Genomic DNA, 22,548 nt, shown 5'->3' on the forward strand with positions numbered 1-22,548 from the left:
GGCTGCACGGGAACCGTCACTGGAGATCACGATGATCGAGCTGTTCACCGCTGCCACGCCCAACGGGCACAAGGTGTCCATCGCCCTCGAGGAACTGGGCCTGCCCTACCAGGTGCGGGTACTGAGTTTCGACAAACGGGAGCAGAAGGCCCCCGAGTTCCTGCGCATCAATCCCAACGGACGCATCCCGGCCATCGTCGACCACGACAACGACGACTTCCCGGTGTTCGAGTCCGGGGCCATCCTCATCTACCTGGCGGAAAAGACCGGTCGGCTGATGCCCTCGGATCCCAAGGGCCGCTCCCGGGTGATCCAGTGGCTGATGTTCCAGATGGGGGGCATCGGTCCCATGCAGGGCCAGGCCAACGTCTTCTACCGCTACTTCCCGGAGAAGCTGCAGCCGGCCATCGACCGCTACCAGCACGAGACCCGCCGGCTCTATGAGGTACTCGACGGCCGCCTGGCGGAAACCGAGTACCTGGCCGGCGACTACAGCATCGCCGACATTGCCACCTTTCCCTGGGTGCGCGCGCACGACTGGGCCGGGGTCTCGGTCGACGGCCTTGAGCACCTGCAGCGCTGGCTGGCGGCCATCGAATCACGTCCGGCGGTGCAGCGCGGTCTGCAGGTGCCGCCCCGGCACGAGCCGGACGAGCGCAGCATCTCCAGCGCCCAGGCGATGCTAATGCGATGAGGGGGATAATGCGATGGGCCTCGGGCCTGGCCGTCTGGCTGGGCTTCACGGGGGTACTGGCCGCGGACCTGCCGGGCAGCCATGACCTGCCCGGCGTGCCGCGTTTTCCCAAGGCCGAGATCGTCGACTTCCGCGCGGACGCCGAGGTGCAGCGCGTCTACCCGCAGGGACCGGTGCGACGGATCAGTAACCAGGTGCGCTACGAGGCGCAGGTCGCCGTGGAGGGCAGCCTCACTGCGGTGACCTACCAATTGCCCCGCGACCAACAGGGCAGCCAGGCCTTCGAGACGACCCGCGAGGCCCTCCAGGCCCAAGGCGCCGAGCTGCTCTACTGGTGCAAGGGGCGTACCTGCGGCTCCAGCAGCCTGTGGGCCAATGCGGTGTTCGGCAACGCCGTGCTCTACGGCCCGGACGACCAGCAGAACTACCTGCTGGCGCGGCTTGCCGACGCCGGGGGCGAGCGCCTGCTGGCCTGCTACGGGATCACCCGCGGCAACCGCCGCGCCTACCTGCACGTCGAGCAGCTGCAGGCCGGCGAGCCCCTCGGCGAGCTGCTACCCGATCCGGCCACCCTGCTGCGCCAGCTGCGCAGCAGCGGCGAGCTGCGTTTGCCGCGTCTGACCGGCGAGCCGCAGCCGGCCTGGAGCGATCTGCTGGCCCGCAGCCTGAACCTCGACAGCACCCTGCGGGTCAGCCTGGCCGGGGCGCAGGCGGCGGCCTGGCGCGAGGCGCTGATCCAGCAGCGGGTGCGCGCCGCGCGCCTGGAACTGGATGGCGTAGAGGGGCCCGGTCTGGTCCTACGCCTGCTGCGCTGAACGTCTGCTTCCGGAGACGACGGCCATGGATTGCCCACCGCCCCCCTCTAGCTTGCGCCTTTGCGCCCCTTGCTCCGGCATCGCGCCTCGGTCATCTTGGGCGCGCCGCCTTCCATTCGCCGCATCTTGGAGACACTGATGCCCACTAACGACCGTCTGTTGCTGCAGATCCTGATCCTGGCGCTGCTGGGCGCCTCTCTCTGGGTACTGGCGCCGTTCTGGTCGGCGCTGTTCTGGGCCGCAGTGCTGGCCTTCGCCAGCTGGCCGCTGATGCCCCTGCTAACCCGCCTGCTCAAGGGACGGGAGAACGCCGCGGCGACCATCCTTACCCTGGGTTGGATGCTGCTGGTGGCGGTGCCGCTGGTGATACTCGGCTTCAACCTGGCCGACCACATCCGCGACGCTATGAACCTGGTCAAGGACCTGCAGCTCCGCGGCCTGCCCACCGCTCCGTCCTGGCTCGACGACGTGCCGGTGCTGGGCCCGAGACTGGTCGACCTGTGGAACACCATCGACCAGCAGGGCGCGGCCTTCTTCGCCAGCCTCAAGCCCTACATGGGCCAGGTCGGCAACTGGCTGCTGGCGCGCAGCGCGCAGATCGGCGGCGGGGTGCTGGAGCTGGCCCTGAGCCTGGTGCTGGTGTTCTTCTTCTATCGAGACGGGCCGCGTATGGCGACCTTGGTGCGCAGCGGTCTGCAGCGGCTGATCGGCGATCGTGCCGACCACTACCTGGAACTGGTGGCCGGCACCGTGCAGCGGGTGGTTAACGGGGTGATCGGCACCGCCGCCGCCCAGGCGGCTCTGGCCCTGATCGGCCTGTGGATCGCGGGTGTGCCCGGCGCCCTGGTGCTGGCGCTGCTCACCTTCGGCCTCAGCCTGATCCCCATGGGCCCGCCGCTGGTGTGGATCCCCGCCACCGCCTGGCTGGTCTGGAAGGGCGACTACGGCCTGGCGATCTTCCTCGCCATCTGGGGTACCTTCGTGATCAGCGGGGTGGACAACGTGCTGAAGCCCTACCTGATCAGCCGCGGTGGAAACCTGCCGCTGGTGGTGGTGCTGCTCGGGGTATTCGGCGGCCTGGTGGCCTTCGGCTTCATGGGCCTGTTCCTCGGCCCGACCCTGCTGGCCCTGGCCTACAGTCTGGTCGGCGACTGGATCGCCCAGGGTCAGAATCCGCCGCAGAACCCGTCCGGACCGGAGCCGCCCCCGGTCTGAACGTGCCGGTGGTTCTGAAAGCGAGCTCCGCTTTAGCCGACAGCAGCATCGGCGGCCCCGATGGCTCGTGGCCACCGGGATGCGCGTCCTGTGTTCCCGGCGTTGGCGTCGACCGTCTGCGCGCCAGCCGGAGGACGGCGGGGCGGAGCTGCACGCCGGGCGGATCGCCAGGATCCACCAACTGCTCCTGAATGCCTTCGACCAGTCCGCACCGCCAAGGTGCAGAGCGCCGCCGCGAGCATCCGACCGGCCGGGCAGTTCCGCCTCTGGCTCAGCGGTTCTCTTGCTCGTAGCGGTCCAGGCTGTCGGCGGCGATCTGCCGGCCCAGCTCGATCAGCTCCGGTGCCTTGTAGAACTCGAAGAAGCGGCAGACCCGCTTGGGGACGTTGATCAGCAGGTCCGGTGGGTAGCCGGCGATCTTGTACTGTGCCAGGGAGGTCTGCATCACCTCGAAGCTCTGGTGGATCAGGTCGAGCAGCGAGGCGGGGCCGATGTTGCCGACCACCACCGAGCCCTCGGCGGATCTCGGCGCGCCTTCGCGTTGCGGTGCGGCGGCCGGCTGCACCTCGGGCTGGCTGACGGACTCCTCCAGCCAGGGGTTGGGCTCCGGCGGCTGCAGCTCGGCGCTGCGTTCGAGGAGCAGCACCTCGTGGTCGTGCTCGTGGCCGTTGCGGCGGAACGACAGGCGCGCGCTGAGCGACGCCACCAGCTGGTCGATGCGGCTCTTGAAGGCCGGCGGGCGCTCGACCACCGGCAACTGGTAATGCTTCTGGTCGGTGGCGTTGAGGTTGACGGCGATGATCAGGTCGCAGTGGCTGGACACCACCGGGATGATCGGCAGCGGATTGAGCAGGCCGCCGTCGATCAGCATGCGGTTGCCGAGGATCACCGGGGTGAACAGGCTGGGGATCGCCGCCGAGGCGCGCATGGCCTGGTGCAGGCAGCCTTCCTGGAACCAGATCTCCTGCTGGTTGGTCAGGTCGGTGGCCACCGCGGTGTAGGGGATCGGCAGGTCCTCGATGTTGATCTCGCCGACCATCTCGCGGATGCGTCCGAACACCTTCTCGCCGCGGATCGCGCCGAGGCGGAAGCTCACGTCGAGCAGGCGCAGCACGTCCAGGTAGTCCAGGCTCTCGATCCAGGCGCGGTAGGCGTCCAGCTTGCCGGCGGCGTAGATACCGCCGACCACCGCGCCCATCGAGCAGCCGGCGATGCAGCCGATCTCGTAGCCGCGTGCTTCCAGTTCGGCGATCACGCCGATGTGCGCATATCCCCGGGCACCGCCCGAGCCGAGGACCAGGGCGACTCGCTTGCCGGTCATGGGTGTCTCCCCCCTTGCATCCCTATGGGTTGAACATACGTGCGCCATCTCCCCGCGCCAAGGCGGCGAACGGTTAAAATGCCGGCCGGCCGTCGCCCCGCGTGGCCGTTTCGTCCGCGGCCGGACCTCCGTCCACCTTCTGCAGTCGTGAATGAGGAGTCATCCATGAAAGCCCTGATCTGCCTGCCCGTGCTCGCCGTGCTGCTGGCCGGGTGCGCGGGCAAGACCGCCTACCGCGAGAGCTGTGCCAACCAGCTGAACGCCGCCTGGGAGGAGCTGGACCTGGCCAAGGCCGCGGGCTTCGCCGGCACGGTCAGCTATTCCAAGGCCCTGTCGTTGCTCACTGCGGCCAAGACCCAGCAGCAGTTCGAGGGCTATCAGGGTTGCACCGAGAAGGCCGAGCGCGCACGCTTCTACATCCGCGAATCCCGCGCCGGACGCTGAGGTCAGGATGCAGCTCGACTTTACCCGCATTGCCCCCGCCGAGGCCTACCGCTGGCTGGCCTCCACCGTCACCCCGAGGCCGATCGCCTGGGTGTCCTCCCGTGCCGCCGACGGCAGCTGCAACCTGGCGCCGTTCAGCTTCTTCCAGGTGATCAGCGACGAGCCGCCGACCCTGCTGGTCAACGTCTCCACCCGCGACGACGGCAGCCTCAAGGACACCCTGCGCAACGTGCGGGAAACCGGCGAGTTGGTGATCCAGCTGGTCAGCGCGGAGCAGGCCGCGGCCATGAACGCCTCGGCGGCGGTGCTGCCCCACGGGGTCAGCGAGTTCGCCCACTGCAACATCCCCAGCCAGCCCGGCGTGCGGGTCAACGTGCCGCGGGTGGCCGGCGTGGCGGTGGCCTTCGAATGCCAGGTGGCGGAGATCCAGCCCTATCCGCGGGAGACGCCCAACTGCCACTTGGTGTTCGCGCGCATCCTGCTCGCGCACATCGCCGACGAGGTGCTGGTCGACGGCGGCCGTCACGTGGACCCGGCGCGCCTCGACCTGATCGGCCGCCTGGGCGGCAGCAACTACTGCACCACCCGCGACCGCTTCGCGATGGTCCGTCCCTGAGCCACCGTCCCTAGCGGGTGGCGATCCAGATCAAGATGCCGGCCTGGAACAGGGCGAAGGCGATCAGGCAGGTGATGGTGAAGCGCAGGGTGCCGTCCTCGCGCTTGTAGAGGGCGATGCGCTCCTCCAGCTTGCGGATCTGGCCTTCCTGCTCCAGCAGGGTGGCATGCGCCTGTTCCAGCATGGCCCCGGCATCCAGCAGGCCGACCACCTGCACCTTCTCGCGATTCCACTCCGGCTGCAGCTCGCCGACCCGCTCGGCGCCGTACAGAGCCTTGGACTGCAGGGGATCGGGATAGTCCACGGTGAAGCCCTGGGCACGCAGAACGTGGTCGCGGCGCGCGCGGGCCTCGTCGCTGAGGGCGTCCTTGATCCCCAGGACGCCGCCCTCGACCTTGTAATGCGTCCAGCGCTGGCGTGCCCAGGCGATGCCTTGGGCAAGCAGGAATCGGCCCAGGCCACGGTTTGCCGGCTCGATCAGCAGACCGGCGTCGGGGCCGAAGCGCACCTCCTTGCTGCGGTGGTCGGCCCAGACTTCCAGCAGGTTGGTCTCGCGACGCAGATGCTGGCCGGGCAGCTGGATGCTCAGGCGCAGCAGGCTCTGCACCTGACTGTGGCGTTCCGCGCGGCCGAGCTGCACGAAGCGCAGCGGGCGCGGGCGCAGGCCGGTGACCCGGTCGGCGGGCAGGGGCGCCAGGCGCAGCAGGTGGAATTCCTCCGGTCCGAGCTCGGCCCAGGGATGGGGCTGTGGTGCGGGTTCCGGGGTCTCCGGCGCCGGGCGGTCGGTCGAAGCAGCGGTTTCGGTCATGGTCGTGGTCTGGGCATGGGACGCAGGGCGATACCCCTGTATCGGCCGCCTGCCGCTCAACTGGAGGGCGAGTCAGACAGATGGCGGCGCAGGAAGTCGAGGATGCCGTCGATCAACTGGCGGGCCAGCGGTAGTTCGGGCTGGTCGTAGGAGGCGAGCTGCTTCCGGAGATCCGCCGGGACGATGCGCAGCACGTGGTTCATGCCGGGGATCAGCAGCAGCTCGGCGTCCGGGCGGGCGGCCTTGAGCGCTTCGGCGTCGGCCACACTGACCTGGATGTCATGGTTGCCTTGGACGATCAGCGCGGGGATGCGCAGGCGCGCGAAGGCGGCCGCCGGGTCGTTGCGGAACAGGGAGATCAGGTAGGGCTGCACGCTGGGGCGGAACAGCACCTCCAGCTCGACCGGTACCCTGTCCACGGTCCGACCGGCCTGGAGGCTGGCGATCAGCGCCTCGCTCTGCGCCAGCAGGAGCGGTGGCAGGCGGCTGCGCAGCTGCTCGCGGAGCACCTGGTCGATGGGCCGCGCGGCGCCGGCAATGGACACCAGTGCGGTGGCGCCGGCGCGCTCGGCGGCCAGGGTGGCGATCAGCGCGCCCTCGCTGTGGCCAATCAGCACCAGCGGCCCGAAGCGAGGGTCGGCGGCCAACAGGCGGCTCCAGGCCACCACGTCGTCCACGTAGCCATCCACCGACAGCTGGCGCTCGTCCGGCTCGGCGGCGCGGCTGGCGGCGATGCCGCGCTTGTCGTAGCGCAGCGTGGCGATGCCCTGGGTGGCCAGCGCCCGAGCCAGGCGTTTGAGGCTGTCGTTGCGTCCAGCGAAGGGATTGTTGCCGTCGCGGTCGGTGGGCCCGGAGCCGGCCACCAGCAGGGCTATCGGCACCGGCTGGTCGCTCTGCGGCAGCAGCAGGGTGCCGTGCAGCACGCCGTTGCCGGTGTCCAGGTCGAGCGGCCGGTTGAGGACGGTGAGCGGAGCGGCGCTGGCCAGGCCGGAAAGGAGGAAGGAAAGGCTCAAGAGGAATGCTCGCAGCATGCTGGGGAAACCTGCCTTGGATGGCGGGGCGGGCCCAAGGTTCGTGGATGAACTGCCTCGGCGCCACGGGTATACTCCGAGCCCCTGAGATCCTGGCTGATTTTGCGGAGCGTTTCGATGTCCGGCAACACTTACGGCAAGCTGTTCACTGTCACCACCGCCGGCGAGAGCCACGGCCCGGCCTTGGTCGCCATCGTCGACGGCTGTCCGCCGGGGCTGGAACTAAGCGCCGCGGACCTGCAGCGCGACCTCGACCGCCGCAAGCCGGGCACCAGCCGCCACACCACCCAGCGCCAGGAGCCGGACGAGGTGGAGATTCTCTCCGGGGTGTTCGAGGGGCGGACCACCGGTACGCCCATCGGCCTGCTGATCCGCAACACCGACCAGAAGTCCAAGGACTACTCGGCGATCAAGGATCTGTTCCGTCCGGCCCACGCCGACTACACCTACCACCACAAGTACGGCATCCGCGACTACCGCGGCGGCGGTCGCAGCTCGGCCCGCGAGACCGCCATGCGGGTGGCTGCCGGGGCCATCGCCAAGAAGTACCTGGCCAGCCAGGGGATCGTCGTGCGCGGCTACATGAGCCAGCTCGGCCCCATCGAGATTCCCTTCAAGACCTGGGACAGCGTCGAGCAGAACGCCTTCTTCAGCCCCGACCCGGACAAGGTGGCGGAGCTGGAGGCCTACATGGACCAGCTGCGCCGCGACCAGGATTCGGTGGGGGCGAAGATCACCGTGGTCGCCGAGGGTGTGCCGCCGGGGCTCGGCGAACCGATCTTCGACCGCCTGGACGCCGAGCTGGCCCATGCGCTGATGAGCATCAACGCGGTCAAGGGCGTGGAGATCGGCGCCGGCTTCGCCAGCGTCGCCCAGCGTGGCACCGAGCACCGCGACGAGCTGACCCCGGAGGGATTCCTGTCCAATAACGCCGGCGGCATTCTCGGCGGCATCTCCAGCGGTCAGCCGATCGTCGCCCATCTGGCGCTCAAGCCCACCTCCAGCATCACCACCCCGGGGCGTTCCATCGATGTCCACGGCAACCCGGTGGAGGTGATCACCAAGGGCCGTCACGACCCTTGCGTGGGCATCCGTGCCACCCCCATCGCCGAGGCCATGATGGCCATCGTGCTGATGGATCACCTGCTGCGCCACCGCGCGCAGAACGCCGAGGTGCGCGTCGCCACGCCGGTGCTGGGCCAGCTGTGAGCCCGGTGCTGCCATTTCCGGCCAGCCGCTGGGTGGGGCATCATGAGCTGACCCGCGTGGCCTGACGCCCATGCACCGGCTTCCCTACTGGCGGCTGTCCAGCTTCTACCTGTTCTACTTCTCCCTGCTTGGGGCCACCGCGCCCTTTCTGGCGCTGTACTTCGACCATCTGGGCTTCTCCAGCGCGCGCATCGGCGAGCTGTTGGCCATCCCCATGCTGATGCGCTGCCTGGCGCCCAACCTGTGGGGCTGGCTGGGCGACCGCAGCGGCCGGCGCCTGGCCATCGTGCGCCTGGGCGCGCTGGGCACCCTGGCCTGTTTCGCCGGGATCTTCCTCAGCCACGACTACCTTTGGCTGGCCCTGGTGATGGCTAGCCACGCCTTCTTCTGGCACGCCGTACTGCCGCAGTTCGAGGTGATCACCCTGGCCCACCTGCGCGAGCAGGCGGCGCGCTACAGCCAGATCCGCCTGTGGGGCAGCATCGGCTTCATCCTCACGGTGATCGGCCTCGGCCAACTGTTCGAACGGTTCAGTCTGGACGTCTACCCCGGGGTGCTGCTGGGCATCATGGCAGGCATCCTGGTCAGCAGCCTCTGGGTGCCCAACGCCCAGCCGGAAGCCCGTGGCGCCGTGGAAGGCGAGGGCGGCTTCCTCGCCCAGCTGCGCCGCCCCGGGGTGCCGGCCTTCTACCTGAGCGTGGTGCTGATGCAGCTCGGCCACGGGCCCTACTACACCTTCCTGAGCCTGCACCTGGAGAGCCTCGGCTATGTCCGCGGGCTGATCGGTCAGCTGTGGGCCCTGGGGGTGGTCGCCGAGGTGCTGCTGTTCCTGGTGATGAACCGCCTGCTGACGCGCTTCTCGCTGCGCCAGGTGCTGCTCGCCAGCTTCCTGCTCGCCGCCCTGCGCTGGCTGCTCCTGGGCAACCTCGCCGAGTACCTGGCCGTACTGCTGTTCGCCCAGCTGCTGCATGCGGCCACCTTCGGCAGCTTCCATGCCGCGGCCATCCACTTCGTGCAGGGCAGCTTCGGCGCACGCCAGCAGGGCCAGGGCCAGGCGCTCTACGCAGCCACCGCCGGCATCGGCGGCGCGCTCGGCGCGCTCTATGCCGGCTACAGCTGGAGCAGCCTGGGCCCGGCCTGGACCTTCGCCATCGCCAGTCTCACCGCCCTGGCCGCAGCCGTTATCATCGCCAATCGCCTTCCCCGATCCGCGTCCCGAGAGCCACGCCCATGAGCCGCCTGTCCGTCTACCATGTCTCCGCCCTCGACCTGCCCAACAAGGTGCTCGGCCACCTCGAGGACATCGCCGCCACCCTGGCCGAGGTGGGCGTGCACTTCGCCCGCCGCCAGCCGACGCAGGCGGTGGCGCCGAGTGTCGGCGTGGACGAGCTGCTTGCCGCCTACCGCCCGGCCATCGACGCCCTGCTGGGTGAGCGCGGCGCCAGCGGCTTCGAGCTGGACAGCCTGACCCGCGAGCATCCGCAGCGCGACGAGCTGCGCGACGAGCTCCTCGCCGAGCGGCAGGGCGACCGGGACGAGGTGCGCCTGGTGCTCGCCGGCCGCGGGCAGTTCGCCCTGCACATCGAAGATCACGTCTACGCGGTGCTTTGCGAGCGCAACGACCTGCTGGTGATCCCCGCCGGCACCCGCTACTGGCTTGACTTGGGCGAACGGCCGCATTTCGTCGCGGTGCGCCTGCTCGACGCCGCCGCTGCCGGGCAGCTGCAGCTCACCGGCGACGACATCGCCAGCCGCTTGCCGCGCCTCGACGACTGAGCCGGATCCGGTCGGCCGAACGTGCAGCGGGACAGGGCGGTCTATGCTGGGGTGAAAACCGCGACAGGAGCATCACCATGTTGGACTTCGGCGGCAGCCTGGTCGGTCTGATCATCCTGGCCCTGGACATCTGGGCCATCCTCCACGTGCTGAAGAGCTCCTCGGAGACCGGCATCAAGGTGCTGTGGATCCTGCTAATCGTGCTGCTGCCGCTGCTCGGCCTGGTGCTCTGGGCGGTGGCCGGTCCGCGCGGCAACCTGCGCTTCTGAGGAAGGGCCCGGCCGGCACTCGCGGCGAGGGTCCGGAAGCCCCTAGAATGGGGCTTCTTTCCGGGAGACTGCGATGCGAATCCTTGCCGACGAAAACATTCCCTTGGTCGATGCCTTCTTCGCGGGCTTCGGCGACATCCGCCGGCTGCCGGGCCGCTCCATCGACCGTGCGGCGCTGGAGGGCGTCGACGTCTTGCTGGTGCGCTCGGTGACGCGCGTCGACCGCAACCTGCTGGCCGGCAGCCCGGTGCGCTTCGTCGGCACCTGCACCATCGGTACCGACCACCTGGATCTCGACTATTTCGCCGAGGCCGGCATCGCCTGGTCCAGCGCGCCGGGCTGCAATGCCCGTGGCGTGGTGGACTACGTGCTGGGCAGCCTGCTGGCGCTGGCCGAGCGCTGTGGCGCGGACCTGTCCAAACGCCACTACGGGGTGGTCGGCGCCGGGCAGGTCGGTGGCCGCCTGGTGGAGGTGCTCAAGGGACTGGGCTGGCAGGTGCTGGTCTGCGACCCGCCGCGCCAGGCCGCCGAGGGCGGCGACTTCGTCAGCCTCGAGACGATCCTCGCCGAGTGCGACACCATCAGCCTGCACACTCCGCTGGACGCCGGCACCCGCCACCTGCTGGACGCCGAGCGCCTAGCCCGCCTGCGCCCCGGCGCCTGGCTGATCAACGCTAGCCGCGGTGCGGTGGTGGATAACCGGGCGCTGCGCACGCTGCTGGAAAGCCGCGACGACGTGCAGGCGGTGCTGGACGTCTGGGAAGGCGAGCCGGAGGTGGACGTCGCCCTGGCCCGGCTGTGCCGCCTGGCCACCCCGCATATCGCCGGTTACAGCCTGGAGGGCAAGCTGCGCGGCACCGCGCAGATCTACCAGGCGTTCTGCTCCCACCTCGGACAGTCCCCGCAGGTGCAGCTGGACGAACTGCTGCCGCCGGCCTGGCTGTCCGCCATCGAGCTGGATGCTGGCACGCCGCCGGACTGGGCGCTGGCCACCCTGTGCCGGGCGGTCTACGATCCGCGCCGCGACGACGCCGACTTCCGCCGCTCGCTGTACGACGATCCGGAAACCCGCCGCCTGGCCTTCGACGCCCTGCGCAAGGGCTACCCGGTGCGCCGCGAGATCGACGGCCTGCGCGTGCGGCTGAACGGCGACGCGCCGGAGCTGGCGCGGCTGGTCCGGGCGCTGGGCGCGACCCTGCTGTAGCGGGCCGCGCCCTCGGGGGGCGGCTCAGCGCCGTTCGCGAGGCGCCCCCATGGAGTTCTTGTCCAGCTTGCGGCAGGCGCGCCGCACCATCTGCTCGGTGATGGGGATTTCCCGGCCCTGGGCGTCGATGATCGCGCCACCGGTGTCCTTGTCCTGTGGGCGGGAAGCAGCGTCGGGGCCGCTGCTGGCAGTGCGCTTGCTCATGGCCGGTCTCCTTTCTCATCAGGCGATGGCTTCAGTCTAGGGCCTGCGGATGACCGCCGGGTGACAGGTGACGGCGCGCGGGGCGCGACGGGCAGTCAGGGCGACGAACGGCGTCGCGCGACGAGGGTGCGGTCCGGTGCCGCTGATCACGAGGGAGACATGACTTTTCATCTGGGCCTGATCATCAATCCGCTGGCCGGCCTCGGCGGGCCGGCGGCGCTCAAGGGCAGCGACGGGGTGGTCGCCGAGGCACTGGCGCGCGGCGCCGCACCGCGAGCCGCGGAACGCACGCGCATCGCCCTGGAGTGCCTGCGGGCAGTGGCCGAGCGCATCGAGTTTCTGACCTTTCCCGGAGCCATGGGTGGCGACCTGCTCGCCGAACTGGGCTTTCGCCACCGCCTGGTCGGCTCTCTGCACGGCGCCACCACCAGTGCCGCGGACACCCGCCGCGCGGTGGCCTGCCTGCAGGACGCAGGGGTGGCGCTGATTCTCTTCGCCGGCGGCGACGGCACCGCCCGCGACGTCTGCGCCGCGGTCCGCGAGGGGCAGCCGGTGCTTGGCATCCCGGCCGGCGTGAAGATCCATTCCGGGGTCTACGCGATCAGTCCGCGGGCCGCCGGCGAGCTGACCCGCCGTCTGGTGGAGGGCGGCCTGGTGCGCCTGGCCAGCGGCGAGGTGCGCGACCTCGACGAGACGGCTTTGCGCGACGGGCGGGTCGCCGCGCGCTGGTACGGCGAGCTGACCGTGCCGGAGGAGGGCGACTTCGTCCAGCAGGTCAAGCAGGGCGGGGTGGAGTCCGAGGAGTTGGTGCTTGCCGACCTGGCCGCCTGGTTGGAGGACAGCTGGGAGCCGGGCGTGCGCTACGTGTTCGGCCCCGGTTCGACCCTGCACGGGCTGGCCGCCAGTCTCGGGCTTGAAACCACCCTGCTGGGCGTCGACGTGATCGAGGATGGCCGGGTGCTCGCCCGGGACGTCACCGAGGCGCAGCTGTTCGAACTGGTCGACGGTCACCCCGGCCTGGCTCCTGGTCACCGCCATTGGCGGCCAGGGCCACATCATCGGCCGTGGCAACCAGCAGATTAGCCCGCGGGTGCTGCGCGCCATCGGCCTCGACCGACTGCGGGTAGTGGCCACCAAACGCAAACTGAAGACCCTGGAGGGCCGGCCGCTGCTGGTGGACAGTGGCGATCCCGCGTTGGATGCCGCTTTCCCCGATGCAGTACGGGTCTGGACCGGGTATAAGGAGGAACTGCTGTATCCGGTGGGGCATCTGGACGGCCCGCCCGGGAACTGATACCCGCCACACGGAAAGCCAGCCGCCGGGAGGGCCGCCGCTTGCGCACACTCGCTGTTTGCCTGGCCGCCGGGGGCGGCCGATGAGCCTGCTGTCACCCCGCCTGCGCAGCGCTCTGCGCCTGGCCCGGCGCTTCGCCGCGCCGTACCGCTGGCAGCTGGCCGGCGCCCTGCTGGCGCTGCTGTTCACCGCGGGCGTCACCCTGTCCATCGGCCAGGGCATCCGCCTCCTGGTGGACCAGGGCCTGCTGACTCAGTCGCCAGCGATGCTAGAGCGTTCCATCGGGGTGTTCATGTTGTTGGTGCTGCTCCTGGCGGCGGGTACCTTCAGCCGCTTCTACCTGGTGTCCTGGCTCGGCGAGCGCTTCGTCGCGGACATCCGCAAGCGGGTCTTCGACCATCTGATCGAACTGCACCCCGGCTTCTACGAGCACAACCGCGCCTCGGAGATCCAGTCGCGGCTGACCGCCGACACCACCCTGCTGCAGACGGTGATCGGCTCGTCGCTGTCCATGGCGCTGCGCAACGCGCTGATGCTGGTCGGTGGGGTGATCCTGCTGTTCGTCACCAACCCCAAGCTGTCGGCCATCGTGCTCGCCGCGCTGCCGCTGGTGATCGCTCCCATCCTGCTGTTCGGCCGGCGGGTGAGGCGTCTGTCGCGGCAGAGCCAGGACCGGGTCGCCGACGTCGGTAGCTACGTCGGCGAAACCCTCGGGCAAATCAAGACGGTGCAGGCCTACAACCACCAGGCCGAGGACCGATCACGCTTCGCCGCCACCGTGGAACGGGCCTTCGAGACCGCACGCCAGCGCATCGCCCAGCGCGCCTGGCTGATCACCTTGGTCATAGTGCTGGTCCTAGGCGCGGTGGCGGTGATGCTCTGGGTCGGCGGCATGGATGTGATCGCCGGGCGGATTTCCGGCGGCGAGCTGGCGGCCTTCGTGTTCTACAGCCTGATCGTCGGCATGGCCTTCGGTACCCTGAGCGAGGTGATCGGCGAGCTGCAGCGCGCCGCCGGGGCGGCCGAGCGCATCGCCGAGCTGCTGCGGGCGCGCAACGAGATAGCCGCCCCGGCGGACTGCCTGCACCTGCCTGAGCAGGTGGCCGGGCGGCTGGACATCGAGGCGCTGCGCTTCGCCTATCCGACCCGTCCGGAACGGCTGGTGCTCGACGGCCTGGAGCTGCACGTGGCGGCCGGCGAGACCCTGGCCCTGGTCGGCCCGTCCGGGGCCGGCAAGTCCACCCTGTTCGACCTGCTGCTGCGCTTCTTCGACCCGCTGTCCGGGCGCATTCTCCTCGATGGCCTGCCCATCGAGCGCCTCGATCCGCGCGACCTGCGCCGCTGCTTCGCGCTGGTCTCCCAGCAGCCGGCGCTGTTCTACGGCAGCGTCGAGGACAACATCCGCTATGGGCGGCCCGAGGCGTCGGCTGAGGAAGTGGAGGCGGCGGCGCGGGCGGCCCATGCCCACGAGTTCATCCTGCAGCTGCCGGAGGGCTATCGCAGCTGCCTGGGCGAGGGTGGCCTGGGCCTTTCCGGCGGACAGCGCCAGCGCCTGGCCATCGCCCGCGCCCTGCTGGTGGATGCGCCCATCCTGCTGCTCGACGAGGCCACCAGCGCCCTGGATGCGCAGAGCGAGCACCTGATCCAGCAGGCCCTGCCGGCGCTGATGGCCGGGCGCACCACCCTGGTGATCGCCCACCGTCTGGCCACGGTGCAGAACGCCGACCGTATCGCGGTGCTCGATCAGGGCCGGCTGGTGGCTCTAGGTACTCACGCCGAGTTGGTAGCCGGCAACTCGCTGTACCGGCGCCTGGCCGAACTGCAGTTCGGCGTGGTGGAGGAATAGCCGCTCAGTTCGCCGGCTGCGGAGCCTTGCCGCGGGCGGTGGCCGCCGCGCCGGCGGAGGCGATGATGATGGCGCCGACTGCCAGCCACTGCTCCAGGGTCAGCCGCTCGCCCAGGTAGACCAGGCCGGAGAGCGCTGCGATGGCCGGCTCGATGCTCATCAGGATGCTGAAGGTGCGCGTCGGCATGCGGGTCATGGCGACCATCTCCAGGCTGTAGGGCAGGGCCGAGGACAGCACCGCCACGCCCAGGGCCAGCGGCAGGATGCCCCAGGTGAACATGCTGGTCCCGGCCTCGACCAGCCCCACCGGGAACACCACCAGGGTGGCGATCAGCATTCCCAGCGTCACCGTCTGCACGCCGTGTTCGGCGCCGGCTTTCTGGCCGAAGACGATGTACAGCGCCCAGCACAGTCCGGCACCCAGGGCCAGGGCCATCCCCAGCGGGTCGAGTGGTGCCTTGCTGGCGGCGGTGGGCAGCAGCAGCCAGAGGCCCAGTGCGGCCAGGCCGACCCACAGGAAGTCCAGCCAGCGCCGCGAGGCCAGCAGCGCCAGGCCCAGCGGGCCGGTGAACTCGAGGGACACGGCGATGCCCAGCGGGATGGTCCGCAGGGACATGTAGTACAGCAGGTTCATGCAGCCCAGCACGGCGCCGTAGGCCAGCAGGGCGGGCCAGGCGCGTAGGCTGAGCCGGGCCCGCCAGGGACGCAGCACCAGCAGCATGATCAGCGAGGCCAGCCCCAGGCGCAGTGCGGTGGTGCCCTCGGCGCCGATCACCGGGAACAACCCCTTGGCCAGCGCGGCACCGCCCTGGATGGAGACCATGGCCACCAGCAGCAGGGCGATCGGCAGGACGAGGGAAGTGGTCGGGGTACGAGGCATGGGGGACATCCGAAAACTCAGGGGGGCGGAATGAAAAAACCGGCCACGAAGGCCGGTTTCAGGGCCTTCGCGCCGTTTCAGCGGTATTCGCAGAGGTAGGCGGTGTCGCAGGCGACCTTGAGCTGGAACTTGCTGTTGGCCGGCACGGTGAACTGGCTGCCCGCCTCGAAGGTCTGCCACTCGTCGCTGCCCGGCAGCTTGACGGTCAGGGCGCCGGCGACCACGTGCATCACTTCCAGCTTGCCGGTGCCGAATTCGTACTCGCCGGCGGCCATCACGCCGATGGTGGCGGGACCTTCGGCCATCTCGAAGGCGATGGATTTGACGGTGCCGTCGAAGTATTCGTTGACCTTGAACATGCAGACATCCTCGAAAGGGGCGGAAAAAGGCGCAACAGTATGCCCAAGCTACGTATGGGCGTCATCCGCTTTGTCAGGGCAGCACCAGCGGCAGCAGGCGTGCGGTGTTGCGGGCGTCTTCCAGGGCACGGTGTTGCTGGCCCTGGAAGCTCAGGCCGGCCAGCTGCAGGGCCATGTTCAGGCCCACCGGGCGGGGCAGTTGGCGGGCCCGGGCGAAGCGCTGCTTGAGGTTGTGGTGCGGCAGGCCGGCGAGCAGGCTATCCAGGCTGTGCTGATGCCATTCCTGGAGCAACTGCTGGCGATCGTAGTCGCCCCAGCTGGCCCAGCCGGCGAGGCGCTCGCGATGGGGGCCGAGCCAGCGCTCGCACTGCGCCCAGACGGTCGGGAAGGGCTGTGCGCTGTCTATGTTCGCCTGGCTGATGTGGGTGAGCTCGCGGCAGAAGGCCGTCAGGTGCGGGCGGCGCAGCGGCCGCACGAAACGCTGGAAGTGGTCCAGCTCGTGCCCCGAGGCGTCCACCAGGGTCGCCCCGATCTCGATGATCTCCATTTCCGCCAGGGGCCAGCCGCCTTCCTCGGTGGTGGCTTCAAGGTCGATGACCAGCCAGAGTGCTGTCATGTTGCCTCCTTCCTCTGCCGGCAGTATGGAGGGCGCTGCCGGGCTCGGCAAACCCCGTGTTAGGCTGTCGGCTCATCCAGACAGTGGTAGCGGAAGGAGAGAACAATGGCGAAGGTGGCATTCATCGGGCTCGGTACCATGGGTTTCCACATGGCCGGACACCTGGCCTGCGAGGGCCACGAGGTGCGCGTGTACAACCGCACGGCGGCCAGGGCCGAGCTGTGGTGCGAGCAGTTCGCCGGCGAGTCCGCACCGACCCCGCGGGAGGCGGCCGTGGGTGCGGAACTGGTGATGACCTGCGTGGGAAACGACGATGATCTGCGCTGCGTGGTGCTCGGCCCGGACGGCGCCTTCGCCGGCATGGCGCCAGGCAGCATCCTGGTCGATCACACCACCGCCTCGGCAACGGTAGCTCGCGAGCTGGCCGCGCTGGCCGCGGAGCGCGAGCTGGGTTTCCTCGATGCGCCGGTGTCCGGCGGCCAGGCGGGGGCCGAGGCGGGCATGCTCTCGGTGATGGTCGGCGGCGACCCGGCCTTCTACGAGCGCGCCGCACCGGTGATCGAAAGCTACGCCAAGCTGGTCAAGCGCATGGGCCCGGTGGGCAGCGGTCAGCTGACCAAGATGGTCAACCAGATCTGCGTCGGCGGGCTGATCCAGGCCCTCGCCGAGGGCCTGCACTTCGCCCAGGCTGCCGGCCTCGACGCCCAGGCGGCGATGCAGGTGATCAGCCAGGGGGCGGCGCAGTCCTGGCAGCTGGATCACCGCCATCAGAGCATGCTGGAAGGCAAATTTGACTTCGGATTCGCCGTAGACTGGATGCGCAAGGACCTGGCCATCGTCCTTGACGAGGCCCGCCGCAACGGAGCCCAGCTGCCGGTCACCGCGCTGGTCGACCAGTTCTATGCCGAGGTGCAGCGGATGGGGGGCGGGCGCTGGGATACCTCCAGCCTGATCACCCGCTTGAAGCCGGTGCGCTGAGGCACTCCAGGGCGCAGACGGCGCGCCGTCGGGTTCAGGCGCGGAAGATGAAGTACACCGCGCCGAGCAGGCAGAGGCCCGCCCACAGGTAGTCGAGCTTCAGCGGCTGCTGCATGAACAGCACGCTGAACGGCACGAAGATCGCCAGGGTGATGACTTCCTGCATGATCTTCAGCTGGCCGACCGACAGTTCGGTGTAGCCGATGCGGTTGGCCGGCACCATGATCAGGTACTCGAACAGGGCGATGCCCCAGCTCACCAGGGCAGCGATGAACCAGGGCTTGCTGTTCATGGTCTTCAGGTGGCCATACCAGGCGAAGGTCATGAACAGGTTGGACAGGCTGAGCAGGGCAGCGGTCTGCATCCAGATCGGCATGGCGTACGACTCGAGGGAAAGAGGGTAAGATCGTGGCGCAGCTTAAGCCTTGCGCGGCGCGACGCCAAGTGAGCCGGGAGCGGCTCCGGAGCCCGCCCGGAGAGGCCGGTACGGGGCAAGGGAGACGGCTGACGAACGCTCCGCCCGGCAGTAGAATCGCGCGCGTTCTACCCAGCGAAACGCCGAGGCCGCCCCTCAAATGGACTGTCGCGCCGGTTGCGGTGCCTGCTGCATCGCCCCCAGCATCAGCTCGCCGATCCCCGGCTTGCCGCAGGGCAAGCCGGCCGGCGAACGTTGTCCGCACCTGACGGTCGAACACCTCTGCGGTTTGTTCGGCAGGCCCGAGCGGCCCGCCGTATGTGATGCCTTCCAGGCCGATCCGGCGGTCTGCGGGGACAGTCGCGAGGAGGCGATCCGCCTGCTCGGCTGGCTGGAAGAGGCGACTGCCGCCTGAAGGCTCTTTTCGCCGGATCATCGGGAGCAAAGCAATGAAGAATCTGTGGGGCATCGCCCTGAGCGTCGCCATCGGCCTGTCGGGTAACTTGGCCCATGCTGAGGATTGGCAACTGGCCAAGGACGAGCAGGGGGTCAAGGTCTACCTGAGCAGTGTGCCAGGCTCCAAGTACAAGGCCTACCGTGGGGTGGTGGAAATCAAGGCCGACGTACAGACCATCAATGCCTTGCAGGAGGACGTAAGCGGTTCCTGCGCCTGGATCCACGCCTGTGCGGAGATGAGGCTACTCAAGCGCGAAGGCGACCAGGCCTGGACGTATTCGCGGATCGACATGCCCTGGCCGGTCAGTGGCCGCGATCTGGTGCTGCACGTCTCCACCGAGCGCGCGACCGACGGTAGCGTCGTCCGCCGCCTCGAGGCGACGCCCGACTACGTGCCAGAGGTGAAGGGCCTGGTGCGCATTCCGCGGCTACTCGGCGAGTGGCGGATGACCCCGAAAGGGCAGGGCGTCACCGAGGTGGTCTACCAAGTGCAGACCGAGCCGGGCGGCAGCATTCCGTCCTGGCTGGCCAACAGCTTCGTGGTGGATGCTCCCTTCAACACCCTGAGCGCCCTGCGCGACCAGGCCGAGCGCCGCCGCTGAGCCCGGTCCGCCGTCGCGAGGGAAATTGCCGCCGCATTGATCTGGCTCATGGAGCGCCGGCTGCCCCGAGCTAGGCTCGCTCCATGGACAGGGCGATACGGCTGCCCTGTCCCGTGAGTAGTTGCCGCGAGCGGATCCGCGGCCCTTGCAACGGACGGAGCGTGGTTATGGCGAATCTCAGGCAAATACTGGCGGCTACCGATCTTTCCTCGCCCTCCCGACAGGCGGTGCGCCGCGCTGCGCTGCAGGCGAAGGAGTGCGGCGCGCGACTCGACCTGCTGCACGTGCTGAGTCGGGCGCCCTTCGAGAAGCTGCGCAACCTGGTGACGGATGTCCCGCCGGGGCTCGAGGAGCGGCTGGAGGCCGATGCCCGCGACGAGCTGGTCCGGCTGGCCGAGCGGCTGCATCAGGACTATGGGGTTTCCGCCGGCGTCCATGTGGTGACCGGCTCGCTGCTGGCCGAGATCGAGAATCAGGCCGATGCGCTGCGCGCCGATCTGCTGGCGGTCGGAGGGCGTGGGGAGGGCTTCATGCGCCATCGTGTGCTGGGTTCCACGGCCGAACGGCTGGTCAGCAAGACCCGCAGCCCGCTGCTGGTGGTCAAGCAGCCGGCGCGCCAGGCTTACCGGACCCTGCTGGTGCCGGTGGACTTCTCCTCGGTTTCGGCGGCCACCCTACGGCTGGCCAGGGACGTCGCCCCGGGCGCGGAAATCGTCCTTCTGCATGTCTTTGAGGTCCCCTTCGAGGGCAGGCTGCGCCTGGCCGGAGTGAAGGACGAGGTGCTCAACGGCTACCGCGTCGCCGCCCGCCAGGAAGCCCTGAGCAAGCTGCAGGCGCTGGCCGAACAGGCCCGCTTGGCCTCCGGCAGCGTGCGTTTTCTGGTCCTGCAGGGCAATCCAGAGCGGCGCATCCTCGAGCAGGAGCAGGACCAGGCCTGCGACCTGATCGTGATCGGCAAGCACGGCGAGGGACAGCTGGAGGAGCTGCTGCTGGGCAGCACCACGCGGCAGGTGCTCGCGGAGTCGCAGTGCGACGTGCTGGTCGTCGTTTGAGCCGGGCCTCATAACGAAAAAAGGCTGCCGAGGCAGCCTTTTTTCCGGGATGGATGCTTATTTGCGCTGTTCCAGTGGAACGTAGTCGCGCTTCTCGTAGCCGGTGTACAGCTGGCGCGGACGGCCGATCTTGTACGGGCCGGAGAGCATTTCCTTCCAGTGCGAGATCCAGCCCACGGTGCGCGCCAGGGCGAAGATCACGGTGAACATGCTGGTCGGGATGCCGATGGCCTTGAGGATGATGCCCGAGTAGAAGTCCACGTTCGGGTAGAGGTTGCGCTCCACGAAGTAGGAGTCGCTGCGGGCGATCTCTTCCAGCTTCATGGCCAGTTCCAGCTGCGGGTCGTTGATGCCCAGCTCGGCCAGCACCTCGTCGCAGGTCTGCTTCATGACCTTGGCGCGCGGGTCGAAGTTCTTGTACACGCGGTGACCGAAGCCCATCAGTTTGAACGGGTCGTTCTTGTCCTTGGCCTTGGCGATGTACTTGTCGATGTTCTCGACGCTGCCGATTTCGTCCAGCATGTTCAGCACCGCCTCGTTGGCGCCGCCGTGGGCCGGGCCCCACAGCGCGGCGATGCCAGCGGCGATGCAGGCGAACGGGTTGGCGCCGGAGGAGCCGGCCAGACGAACGGTCGAAGTAGAAGCGTTCTGCTCATGGTCGGCATGCAGGATGAAGATGCGATCCATGGCCTTGGCGAGCACCGGGCTGATCGGTTTGATCTCGCACGGGGTGTTGAACATCATGTGCAGGAAGTTTTCCGCGTAGGACAGGTCGTTACGCGGGTACATCATGGGCTGGCCCATGGAGTACTTGTAGGTCATCGCCGCGATGGTCGGCATCTTGGCGATCAGACGCATCGCCGAGACTTCGCGGTGCTTGGGATTATTGATGTCCAGGGAGTCGTGGTAGAAGGCCGACAGGGCGCCGACCACGCCGCACATCACTGCCATCGGGTGGGCGTCGCGGCGGAAGCCGTTGAAGAAGGTCTTCAGCTGCTCGTGAACCATGGTGTGGTTCTTGATGATGCCGACGAACTTGGCCTTCTCCTCGGCGGTTGGCAGCTCACCGTTCAGCAGCAGGTAGCAGGTCTCCAGGTAGTCGGATTTCTCGGCCAGCTGCTCGATCGGGTAGCCACGGTGCAGCAGAATGCCCTTGTCACCATCGATGTAGGTGATCTTCGACTCGCAAGAGGCGGTGGACATGAAGCCAGGATCAAAGGTGAAACGACCCGTGGAGGACAGTCCCCGCACGTCGATGACATCGGGTCCTACGGTGCCGCTCAGGATTGGCAGCTCGACGGGGGCTGCGCCCTCGATGATCAACTGCGCTTTCTTGTCAGCCATTGTGAGGCCTCCTATTAATGCTTGAAATCACCAGACTGCCCCCCACGCAGGGCCCGCAACACTATAGAGAGATAAATCCGAAAGTCAATTTGAGAAAACCCAGACGGCAGAGGGGTTTGCGCGGCTTTTGAGGCGGAAAAGGGAGCCTATTTACGCCTTTTATATAGGAGGCGCAATCGACCTTTTGGGGATGGCGGTCGCATTGTCATTAGTTTCCTAACTGTCTATACTCTGCGCCCGGCCGCCAGGGGCTTTAGGGCCTGTATTCTGGAGGTTGACACTCCCTGGGTAGTGGTACCTGACCAGCGCTTCCCGACAACATTTGCCCTGATCGTTTAGGGGCCCTTCAGTGTGAAAAAAGCCGTGAATAGCCAAAGACCTGTAAACCTCGACTTAAGGACGATCAAACTCCCAGTCACTGCTTACACGTCCATCCTGCACCGGATTTCCGGTGTCATCCTCTTCCTGGGTATTGCCGTGCTGCTCTTCGCGCTCGACAAGTCCCTGGACTCCGAGGAAGGCTTCGAGCAGGTGAAAGCGTGTTTGACCAGCCCGCTGGCCAAACTGGTGATCTGGGGTCTGCTGTCCGCGCTGCTGTATCACCTGGTGGCAGGCATTCGCCACCTGATCATGGATCTGGGTATCGGCGAGACGCTGGAAGGCGGCAAGCTGGGCTCGAAAATCGTCATCGCCATTTCCGTGGTGCTGATCGTCCTGGCGGGGGTGTGGGTATGGTAACCAACGTAACTAACTTTTCGCGCTCCGGCCTCTACGACTGGATGGCGCAGCGTGTTTCTGCGGTCGTTCTCGCGGCCTACTTCATTTTCCTGCTCGGCTTTCTGTTGACCCATCCGGGTCTGGGCTTCGCCGAATGGAAGGCCTTGTTCTCCCACAGTGCGATGCGCATCTTCAGCCTGCTGGCTCTAGCGGCTCTCATCGTTCACGCCTGGGTCGGCATGTGGACCATCACTACCGACTACCTGACTCCCATGGCCATCGGCCGTTGGGCGACCGGCGTGCGTTTCCTTGTCCAGGCGGCTTGCGGCGTGCTTCAGTTCGTCCTGTTCGTCTGGGGTGTGCAGATTCTGTGGGGTTTCTGA

General features: G+C 68.2%; 26 protein-coding genes and 1 pseudogene. 18 read left to right on the forward strand and 9 right to left on the reverse strand.

Features of this window, described 5'->3' with window-relative positions:
* Positions 1 to 31: 31 nt before the first annotated feature.
* The 3 genes from H165_RS0112575 to H165_RS0112585 all read left to right on the forward strand — a co-directional run bounded on the left by H165_RS0112575 (position 32) and on the right by H165_RS0112585 (position 2,724).
* Positions 32 to 694 (forward strand): glutathione S-transferase family protein, encoded by a 663-nt coding sequence (locus H165_RS0112575; RefSeq protein WP_017939286.1) that lies wholly within the window; start codon positions 32 to 34, stop codon positions 692 to 694.
* 8 nt (positions 695 to 702) lie between these two features.
* Complete coding sequence (locus H165_RS0112580) at positions 703 to 1,509, forward strand: DUF4892 domain-containing protein (RefSeq protein ID WP_017939287.1); 807 nt, start codon at positions 703 to 705, stop codon at positions 1,507 to 1,509.
* A 138-nt stretch (positions 1,510 to 1,647) separates the two neighbouring features.
* Positions 1,648 to 2,724 (forward strand): AI-2E family transporter, encoded by a 1,077-nt coding sequence (locus tag H165_RS0112585; RefSeq protein ID WP_017939288.1) that lies wholly within the window; start codon positions 1,648 to 1,650, stop codon positions 2,722 to 2,724.
* Between the two features lie 271 nt (positions 2,725 to 2,995).
* Here the strand turns inward: H165_RS0112585 and H165_RS0112590 are convergent, their stop codons facing one another.
* Positions 2,996 to 4,045 (reverse strand): patatin-like phospholipase family protein, encoded by a 1,050-nt coding sequence (locus H165_RS0112590; protein ID WP_017939289.1) that lies wholly within the window; start codon positions 4,043 to 4,045, stop codon positions 2,996 to 2,998.
* A 165-nt stretch (positions 4,046 to 4,210) separates the two neighbouring features.
* Between H165_RS0112590 and H165_RS0112595 the strand changes: the two genes are divergently transcribed.
* Both H165_RS0112595 and H165_RS0112600 read left to right on the forward strand, forming a co-directional pair.
* Complete coding sequence (locus H165_RS0112595; protein ID WP_017939290.1) at positions 4,211 to 4,489, forward strand: hypothetical protein; 279 nt, start codon at positions 4,211 to 4,213, stop codon at positions 4,487 to 4,489.
* Between the two features lie 7 nt (positions 4,490 to 4,496).
* The gene (locus H165_RS0112600; RefSeq protein ID WP_017939291.1) at positions 4,497 to 5,105 is read left to right on the forward strand and encodes a flavin reductase family protein; all 609 of its coding nucleotides are present in this window, start codon (positions 4,497 to 4,499) and stop codon (positions 5,103 to 5,105) included.
* 10 nt (positions 5,106 to 5,115) lie between these two features.
* Here H165_RS0112600 and H165_RS0112605 read toward each other — a convergent pair whose 3' ends face one another.
* Together H165_RS0112605 and H165_RS0112610 are read right to left on the reverse strand one after the other, a co-directional pair.
* A complete protein-coding gene (locus H165_RS0112605) occupies positions 5,116 to 5,913 on the reverse strand; it encodes a hypothetical protein (RefSeq protein WP_017939292.1) in 798 nt (265 codons plus the stop codon).
* A gap of 56 nt (positions 5,914 to 5,969) precedes the next feature.
* The gene (locus H165_RS0112610; protein ID WP_017939293.1) at positions 5,970 to 6,944 is read right to left on the reverse strand and encodes an alpha/beta hydrolase family protein; all 975 of its coding nucleotides are present in this window, start codon (positions 6,942 to 6,944) and stop codon (positions 5,970 to 5,972) included.
* 117 nt (positions 6,945 to 7,061) lie between these two features.
* Between H165_RS0112610 and aroC the strand changes: the two genes are divergently transcribed.
* From aroC to pdxB, 5 genes are all read left to right on the forward strand, one after another.
* The gene (aroC, locus tag H165_RS0112615; protein ID WP_017939294.1) at positions 7,062 to 8,153 is read left to right on the forward strand and encodes a chorismate synthase; all 1,092 of its coding nucleotides are present in this window, start codon (positions 7,062 to 7,064) and stop codon (positions 8,151 to 8,153) included.
* 70 nt (positions 8,154 to 8,223) lie between these two features.
* Entirely contained in the window at positions 8,224 to 9,387 is a 1,164-nt protein-coding gene (locus H165_RS0112620) for an MFS transporter (RefSeq protein ID WP_017939295.1), read from the forward strand.
* A complete protein-coding gene (locus H165_RS0112625) occupies positions 9,384 to 9,929 on the forward strand; it encodes a 1,2-dihydroxy-3-keto-5-methylthiopentene dioxygenase (protein WP_017939296.1) in 546 nt (181 codons plus the stop codon). The genes H165_RS0112620 and H165_RS0112625 overlap by 4 nt, the downstream gene beginning before the upstream one ends.
* Positions 9,930 to 10,006: 77 nt before the next feature.
* Positions 10,007 to 10,198: a PLDc N-terminal domain-containing protein gene (locus tag H165_RS0112630; protein ID WP_017939297.1), complete on the forward strand. Its 192-nt coding sequence runs from the start codon at positions 10,007 to 10,009 to the stop codon at positions 10,196 to 10,198.
* A 73-nt stretch (positions 10,199 to 10,271) separates the two neighbouring features.
* Positions 10,272 to 11,402 carry a 4-phosphoerythronate dehydrogenase PdxB gene (gene pdxB, locus H165_RS0112635; protein WP_017939298.1) on the forward strand — a complete coding sequence of 377 codons (1,131 nt, stop codon included), beginning with the start codon at positions 10,272 to 10,274 and terminating at the stop codon, positions 11,400 to 11,402.
* A gap of 24 nt (positions 11,403 to 11,426) precedes the next feature.
* Here pdxB and H165_RS0112640 read toward each other — a convergent pair whose 3' ends face one another.
* Positions 11,427 to 11,606: a PA1571 family protein gene (locus tag H165_RS0112640; RefSeq protein WP_017939299.1), complete on the reverse strand. Its 180-nt coding sequence runs from the start codon at positions 11,604 to 11,606 to the stop codon at positions 11,427 to 11,429.
* A 159-nt stretch (positions 11,607 to 11,765) separates the two neighbouring features.
* Between H165_RS0112640 and H165_RS18585 the strand changes: the two are divergent.
* Positions 11,766 to 12,900, forward strand: a pseudogene (locus tag H165_RS18585) (ATP-NAD kinase family protein).
* 82 nt (positions 12,901 to 12,982) lie between these two features.
* Positions 12,983 to 14,746 (forward strand): ABC transporter transmembrane domain-containing protein, encoded by a 1,764-nt coding sequence (locus H165_RS0112650; protein ID WP_017939300.1) that lies wholly within the window; start codon positions 12,983 to 12,985, stop codon positions 14,744 to 14,746.
* Between the two features lie 4 nt (positions 14,747 to 14,750).
* On the opposite strand, the gene rhtA is transcribed toward H165_RS0112650, so the two are convergent.
* The 3 genes from rhtA to H165_RS0112665 all read right to left on the reverse strand — a co-directional run bounded on the left by rhtA (position 14,751) and on the right by H165_RS0112665 (position 16,601).
* Positions 14,751 to 15,626 (reverse strand): threonine/homoserine exporter RhtA, encoded by an 876-nt coding sequence (gene rhtA / locus H165_RS0112655; protein ID WP_017939301.1) that lies wholly within the window; start codon positions 15,624 to 15,626, stop codon positions 14,751 to 14,753.
* A gap of 77 nt (positions 15,627 to 15,703) precedes the next feature.
* Positions 15,704 to 15,985 carry a pyrimidine/purine nucleoside phosphorylase gene (ppnP, locus tag H165_RS0112660; protein ID WP_017939302.1) on the reverse strand — a complete coding sequence of 94 codons (282 nt, stop codon included), beginning with the start codon at positions 15,983 to 15,985 and terminating at the stop codon, positions 15,704 to 15,706.
* A gap of 73 nt (positions 15,986 to 16,058) precedes the next feature.
* Positions 16,059 to 16,601, reverse strand: coding sequence for a 3'-5' exonuclease (locus tag H165_RS0112665; RefSeq protein WP_017939303.1), 543 nt, complete (start codon positions 16,599 to 16,601; stop codon positions 16,059 to 16,061).
* Between the two features lie 105 nt (positions 16,602 to 16,706).
* Between H165_RS0112665 and H165_RS0112670 the strand changes: the two genes are divergently transcribed.
* Complete coding sequence (locus H165_RS0112670; RefSeq protein ID WP_017939304.1) at positions 16,707 to 17,579, forward strand: NAD(P)-dependent oxidoreductase; 873 nt, start codon at positions 16,707 to 16,709, stop codon at positions 17,577 to 17,579.
* Positions 17,580 to 17,613: 34 nt separating this feature from the next.
* Here H165_RS0112670 and H165_RS0112675 read toward each other — a convergent pair whose 3' ends face one another.
* Complete coding sequence (locus tag H165_RS0112675) at positions 17,614 to 17,955, reverse strand: DMT family protein (RefSeq protein WP_017939305.1); 342 nt, start codon at positions 17,953 to 17,955, stop codon at positions 17,614 to 17,616.
* Between the two features lie 199 nt (positions 17,956 to 18,154).
* Here H165_RS0112675 and H165_RS0112680 point away from each other — a divergent pair, with 199 nt between their 5' ends.
* The 3 genes from H165_RS0112680 (at position 18,155) to H165_RS0112690 (ending at position 20,104) form a co-directional block, all read left to right on the forward strand.
* Entirely contained in the window at positions 18,155 to 18,409 is a 255-nt protein-coding gene (locus H165_RS0112680) for a zinc/iron-chelating domain-containing protein (protein ID WP_017939306.1), read from the forward strand.
* Positions 18,410 to 18,443: 34 nt separating this feature from the next.
* Entirely contained in the window at positions 18,444 to 19,052 is a 609-nt protein-coding gene (locus tag H165_RS0112685; RefSeq protein WP_017939307.1) for an START domain-containing protein, read from the forward strand.
* Positions 19,053 to 19,219: 167 nt separating this feature from the next.
* A complete protein-coding gene (locus H165_RS0112690; RefSeq protein WP_017939308.1) occupies positions 19,220 to 20,104 on the forward strand; it encodes a universal stress protein in 885 nt (294 codons plus the stop codon).
* A gap of 57 nt (positions 20,105 to 20,161) precedes the next feature.
* On the opposite strand, the gene gltA is transcribed toward H165_RS0112690, so the two are convergent.
* Positions 20,162 to 21,448 carry a citrate synthase gene (gene gltA / locus H165_RS0112695; protein ID WP_017939309.1) on the reverse strand — a complete coding sequence of 429 codons (1,287 nt, stop codon included), beginning with the start codon at positions 21,446 to 21,448 and terminating at the stop codon, positions 20,162 to 20,164.
* A gap of 351 nt (positions 21,449 to 21,799) precedes the next feature.
* Here gltA and sdhC point away from each other — a divergent pair, with 351 nt between their 5' ends.
* A complete protein-coding gene (gene sdhC / locus H165_RS0112700) occupies positions 21,800 to 22,186 on the forward strand; it encodes a succinate dehydrogenase, cytochrome b556 subunit (RefSeq protein WP_197020064.1) in 387 nt (128 codons plus the stop codon).
* The gene (gene sdhD / locus H165_RS0112705; RefSeq protein ID WP_017939311.1) at positions 22,180 to 22,548 is read left to right on the forward strand and encodes a succinate dehydrogenase, hydrophobic membrane anchor protein; all 369 of its coding nucleotides are present in this window, start codon (positions 22,180 to 22,182) and stop codon (positions 22,546 to 22,548) included. Before sdhC ends, sdhD begins: the two co-directional genes overlap by 7 nt.

It is taken from the genome of Pseudomonas thermotolerans DSM 14292 (assembly GCF_000364625.1).
Lineage (GTDB): Bacteria > Pseudomonadota > Gammaproteobacteria > Pseudomonadales > Pseudomonadaceae > Aquipseudomonas > Aquipseudomonas thermotolerans.

Excerpts from the sequence above, each read along its gene's own strand:
- H165_RS0112575 (WP_017939286.1), top strand. The coding sequence starts at position 32 with ATGATCGAGCTGTTCACCGCTGCCACGCCCAACGGGCACAAGGTGTCC.
- H165_RS0112580 (WP_017939287.1), top strand. The coding sequence starts at position 703 with ATGCGATGGGCCTCGGGCCTGGCCGTCTGGCTGGGCTTCACGGGGGTA.
- H165_RS0112585 (WP_017939288.1), top strand. The coding sequence starts at position 1,648 with ATGCCCACTAACGACCGTCTGTTGCTGCAGATCCTGATCCTGGCGCTG.
- H165_RS0112590 (WP_017939289.1), bottom strand. The coding sequence starts at position 4,045 with ATGACCGGCAAGCGAGTCGCCCTGGTCCTCGGCTCGGGCGGTGCCCGG.
- H165_RS0112595 (WP_017939290.1), top strand. The coding sequence starts at position 4,211 with ATGAAAGCCCTGATCTGCCTGCCCGTGCTCGCCGTGCTGCTGGCCGGG.
- H165_RS0112600 (WP_017939291.1), top strand. The coding sequence starts at position 4,497 with ATGCAGCTCGACTTTACCCGCATTGCCCCCGCCGAGGCCTACCGCTGG.
- H165_RS0112605 (WP_017939292.1), bottom strand. The coding sequence starts at position 5,913 with ATGACCGAAACCGCTGCTTCGACCGACCGCCCGGCGCCGGAGACCCCG.
- H165_RS0112610 (WP_017939293.1), bottom strand. The coding sequence starts at position 6,944 with ATGCTGCGAGCATTCCTCTTGAGCCTTTCCTTCCTCCTTTCCGGCCTG.
- aroC (WP_017939294.1), top strand. The coding sequence starts at position 7,062 with ATGTCCGGCAACACTTACGGCAAGCTGTTCACTGTCACCACCGCCGGC.
- H165_RS0112620 (WP_017939295.1), top strand. The coding sequence starts at position 8,224 with ATGCACCGGCTTCCCTACTGGCGGCTGTCCAGCTTCTACCTGTTCTAC.
- H165_RS0112625 (WP_017939296.1), top strand. The coding sequence starts at position 9,384 with ATGAGCCGCCTGTCCGTCTACCATGTCTCCGCCCTCGACCTGCCCAAC.
- H165_RS0112630 (WP_017939297.1), top strand. The coding sequence starts at position 10,007 with ATGTTGGACTTCGGCGGCAGCCTGGTCGGTCTGATCATCCTGGCCCTG.
- pdxB (WP_017939298.1), top strand. The coding sequence starts at position 10,272 with ATGCGAATCCTTGCCGACGAAAACATTCCCTTGGTCGATGCCTTCTTC.
- H165_RS0112640 (WP_017939299.1), bottom strand. The coding sequence starts at position 11,606 with ATGAGCAAGCGCACTGCCAGCAGCGGCCCCGACGCTGCTTCCCGCCCA.
- H165_RS0112650 (WP_017939300.1), top strand. The coding sequence starts at position 12,983 with ATGAGCCTGCTGTCACCCCGCCTGCGCAGCGCTCTGCGCCTGGCCCGG.
- rhtA (WP_017939301.1), bottom strand. The coding sequence starts at position 15,626 with ATGCCTCGTACCCCGACCACTTCCCTCGTCCTGCCGATCGCCCTGCTG.
- ppnP (WP_017939302.1), bottom strand. The coding sequence starts at position 15,985 with ATGTTCAAGGTCAACGAATACTTCGACGGCACCGTCAAATCCATCGCC.
- H165_RS0112665 (WP_017939303.1), bottom strand. The coding sequence starts at position 16,601 with ATGACAGCACTCTGGCTGGTCATCGACCTTGAAGCCACCACCGAGGAA.
- H165_RS0112670 (WP_017939304.1), top strand. The coding sequence starts at position 16,707 with ATGGCGAAGGTGGCATTCATCGGGCTCGGTACCATGGGTTTCCACATG.
- H165_RS0112675 (WP_017939305.1), bottom strand. The coding sequence starts at position 17,955 with ATGCCGATCTGGATGCAGACCGCTGCCCTGCTCAGCCTGTCCAACCTG.
- H165_RS0112680 (WP_017939306.1), top strand. The coding sequence starts at position 18,155 with ATGGACTGTCGCGCCGGTTGCGGTGCCTGCTGCATCGCCCCCAGCATC.
- H165_RS0112685 (WP_017939307.1), top strand. The coding sequence starts at position 18,444 with ATGAAGAATCTGTGGGGCATCGCCCTGAGCGTCGCCATCGGCCTGTCG.
- H165_RS0112690 (WP_017939308.1), top strand. The coding sequence starts at position 19,220 with ATGGCGAATCTCAGGCAAATACTGGCGGCTACCGATCTTTCCTCGCCC.
- gltA (WP_017939309.1), bottom strand. The coding sequence starts at position 21,448 with ATGGCTGACAAGAAAGCGCAGTTGATCATCGAGGGCGCAGCCCCCGTC.
- sdhD (WP_017939311.1), top strand. The coding sequence starts at position 22,180 with ATGGTAACCAACGTAACTAACTTTTCGCGCTCCGGCCTCTACGACTGG.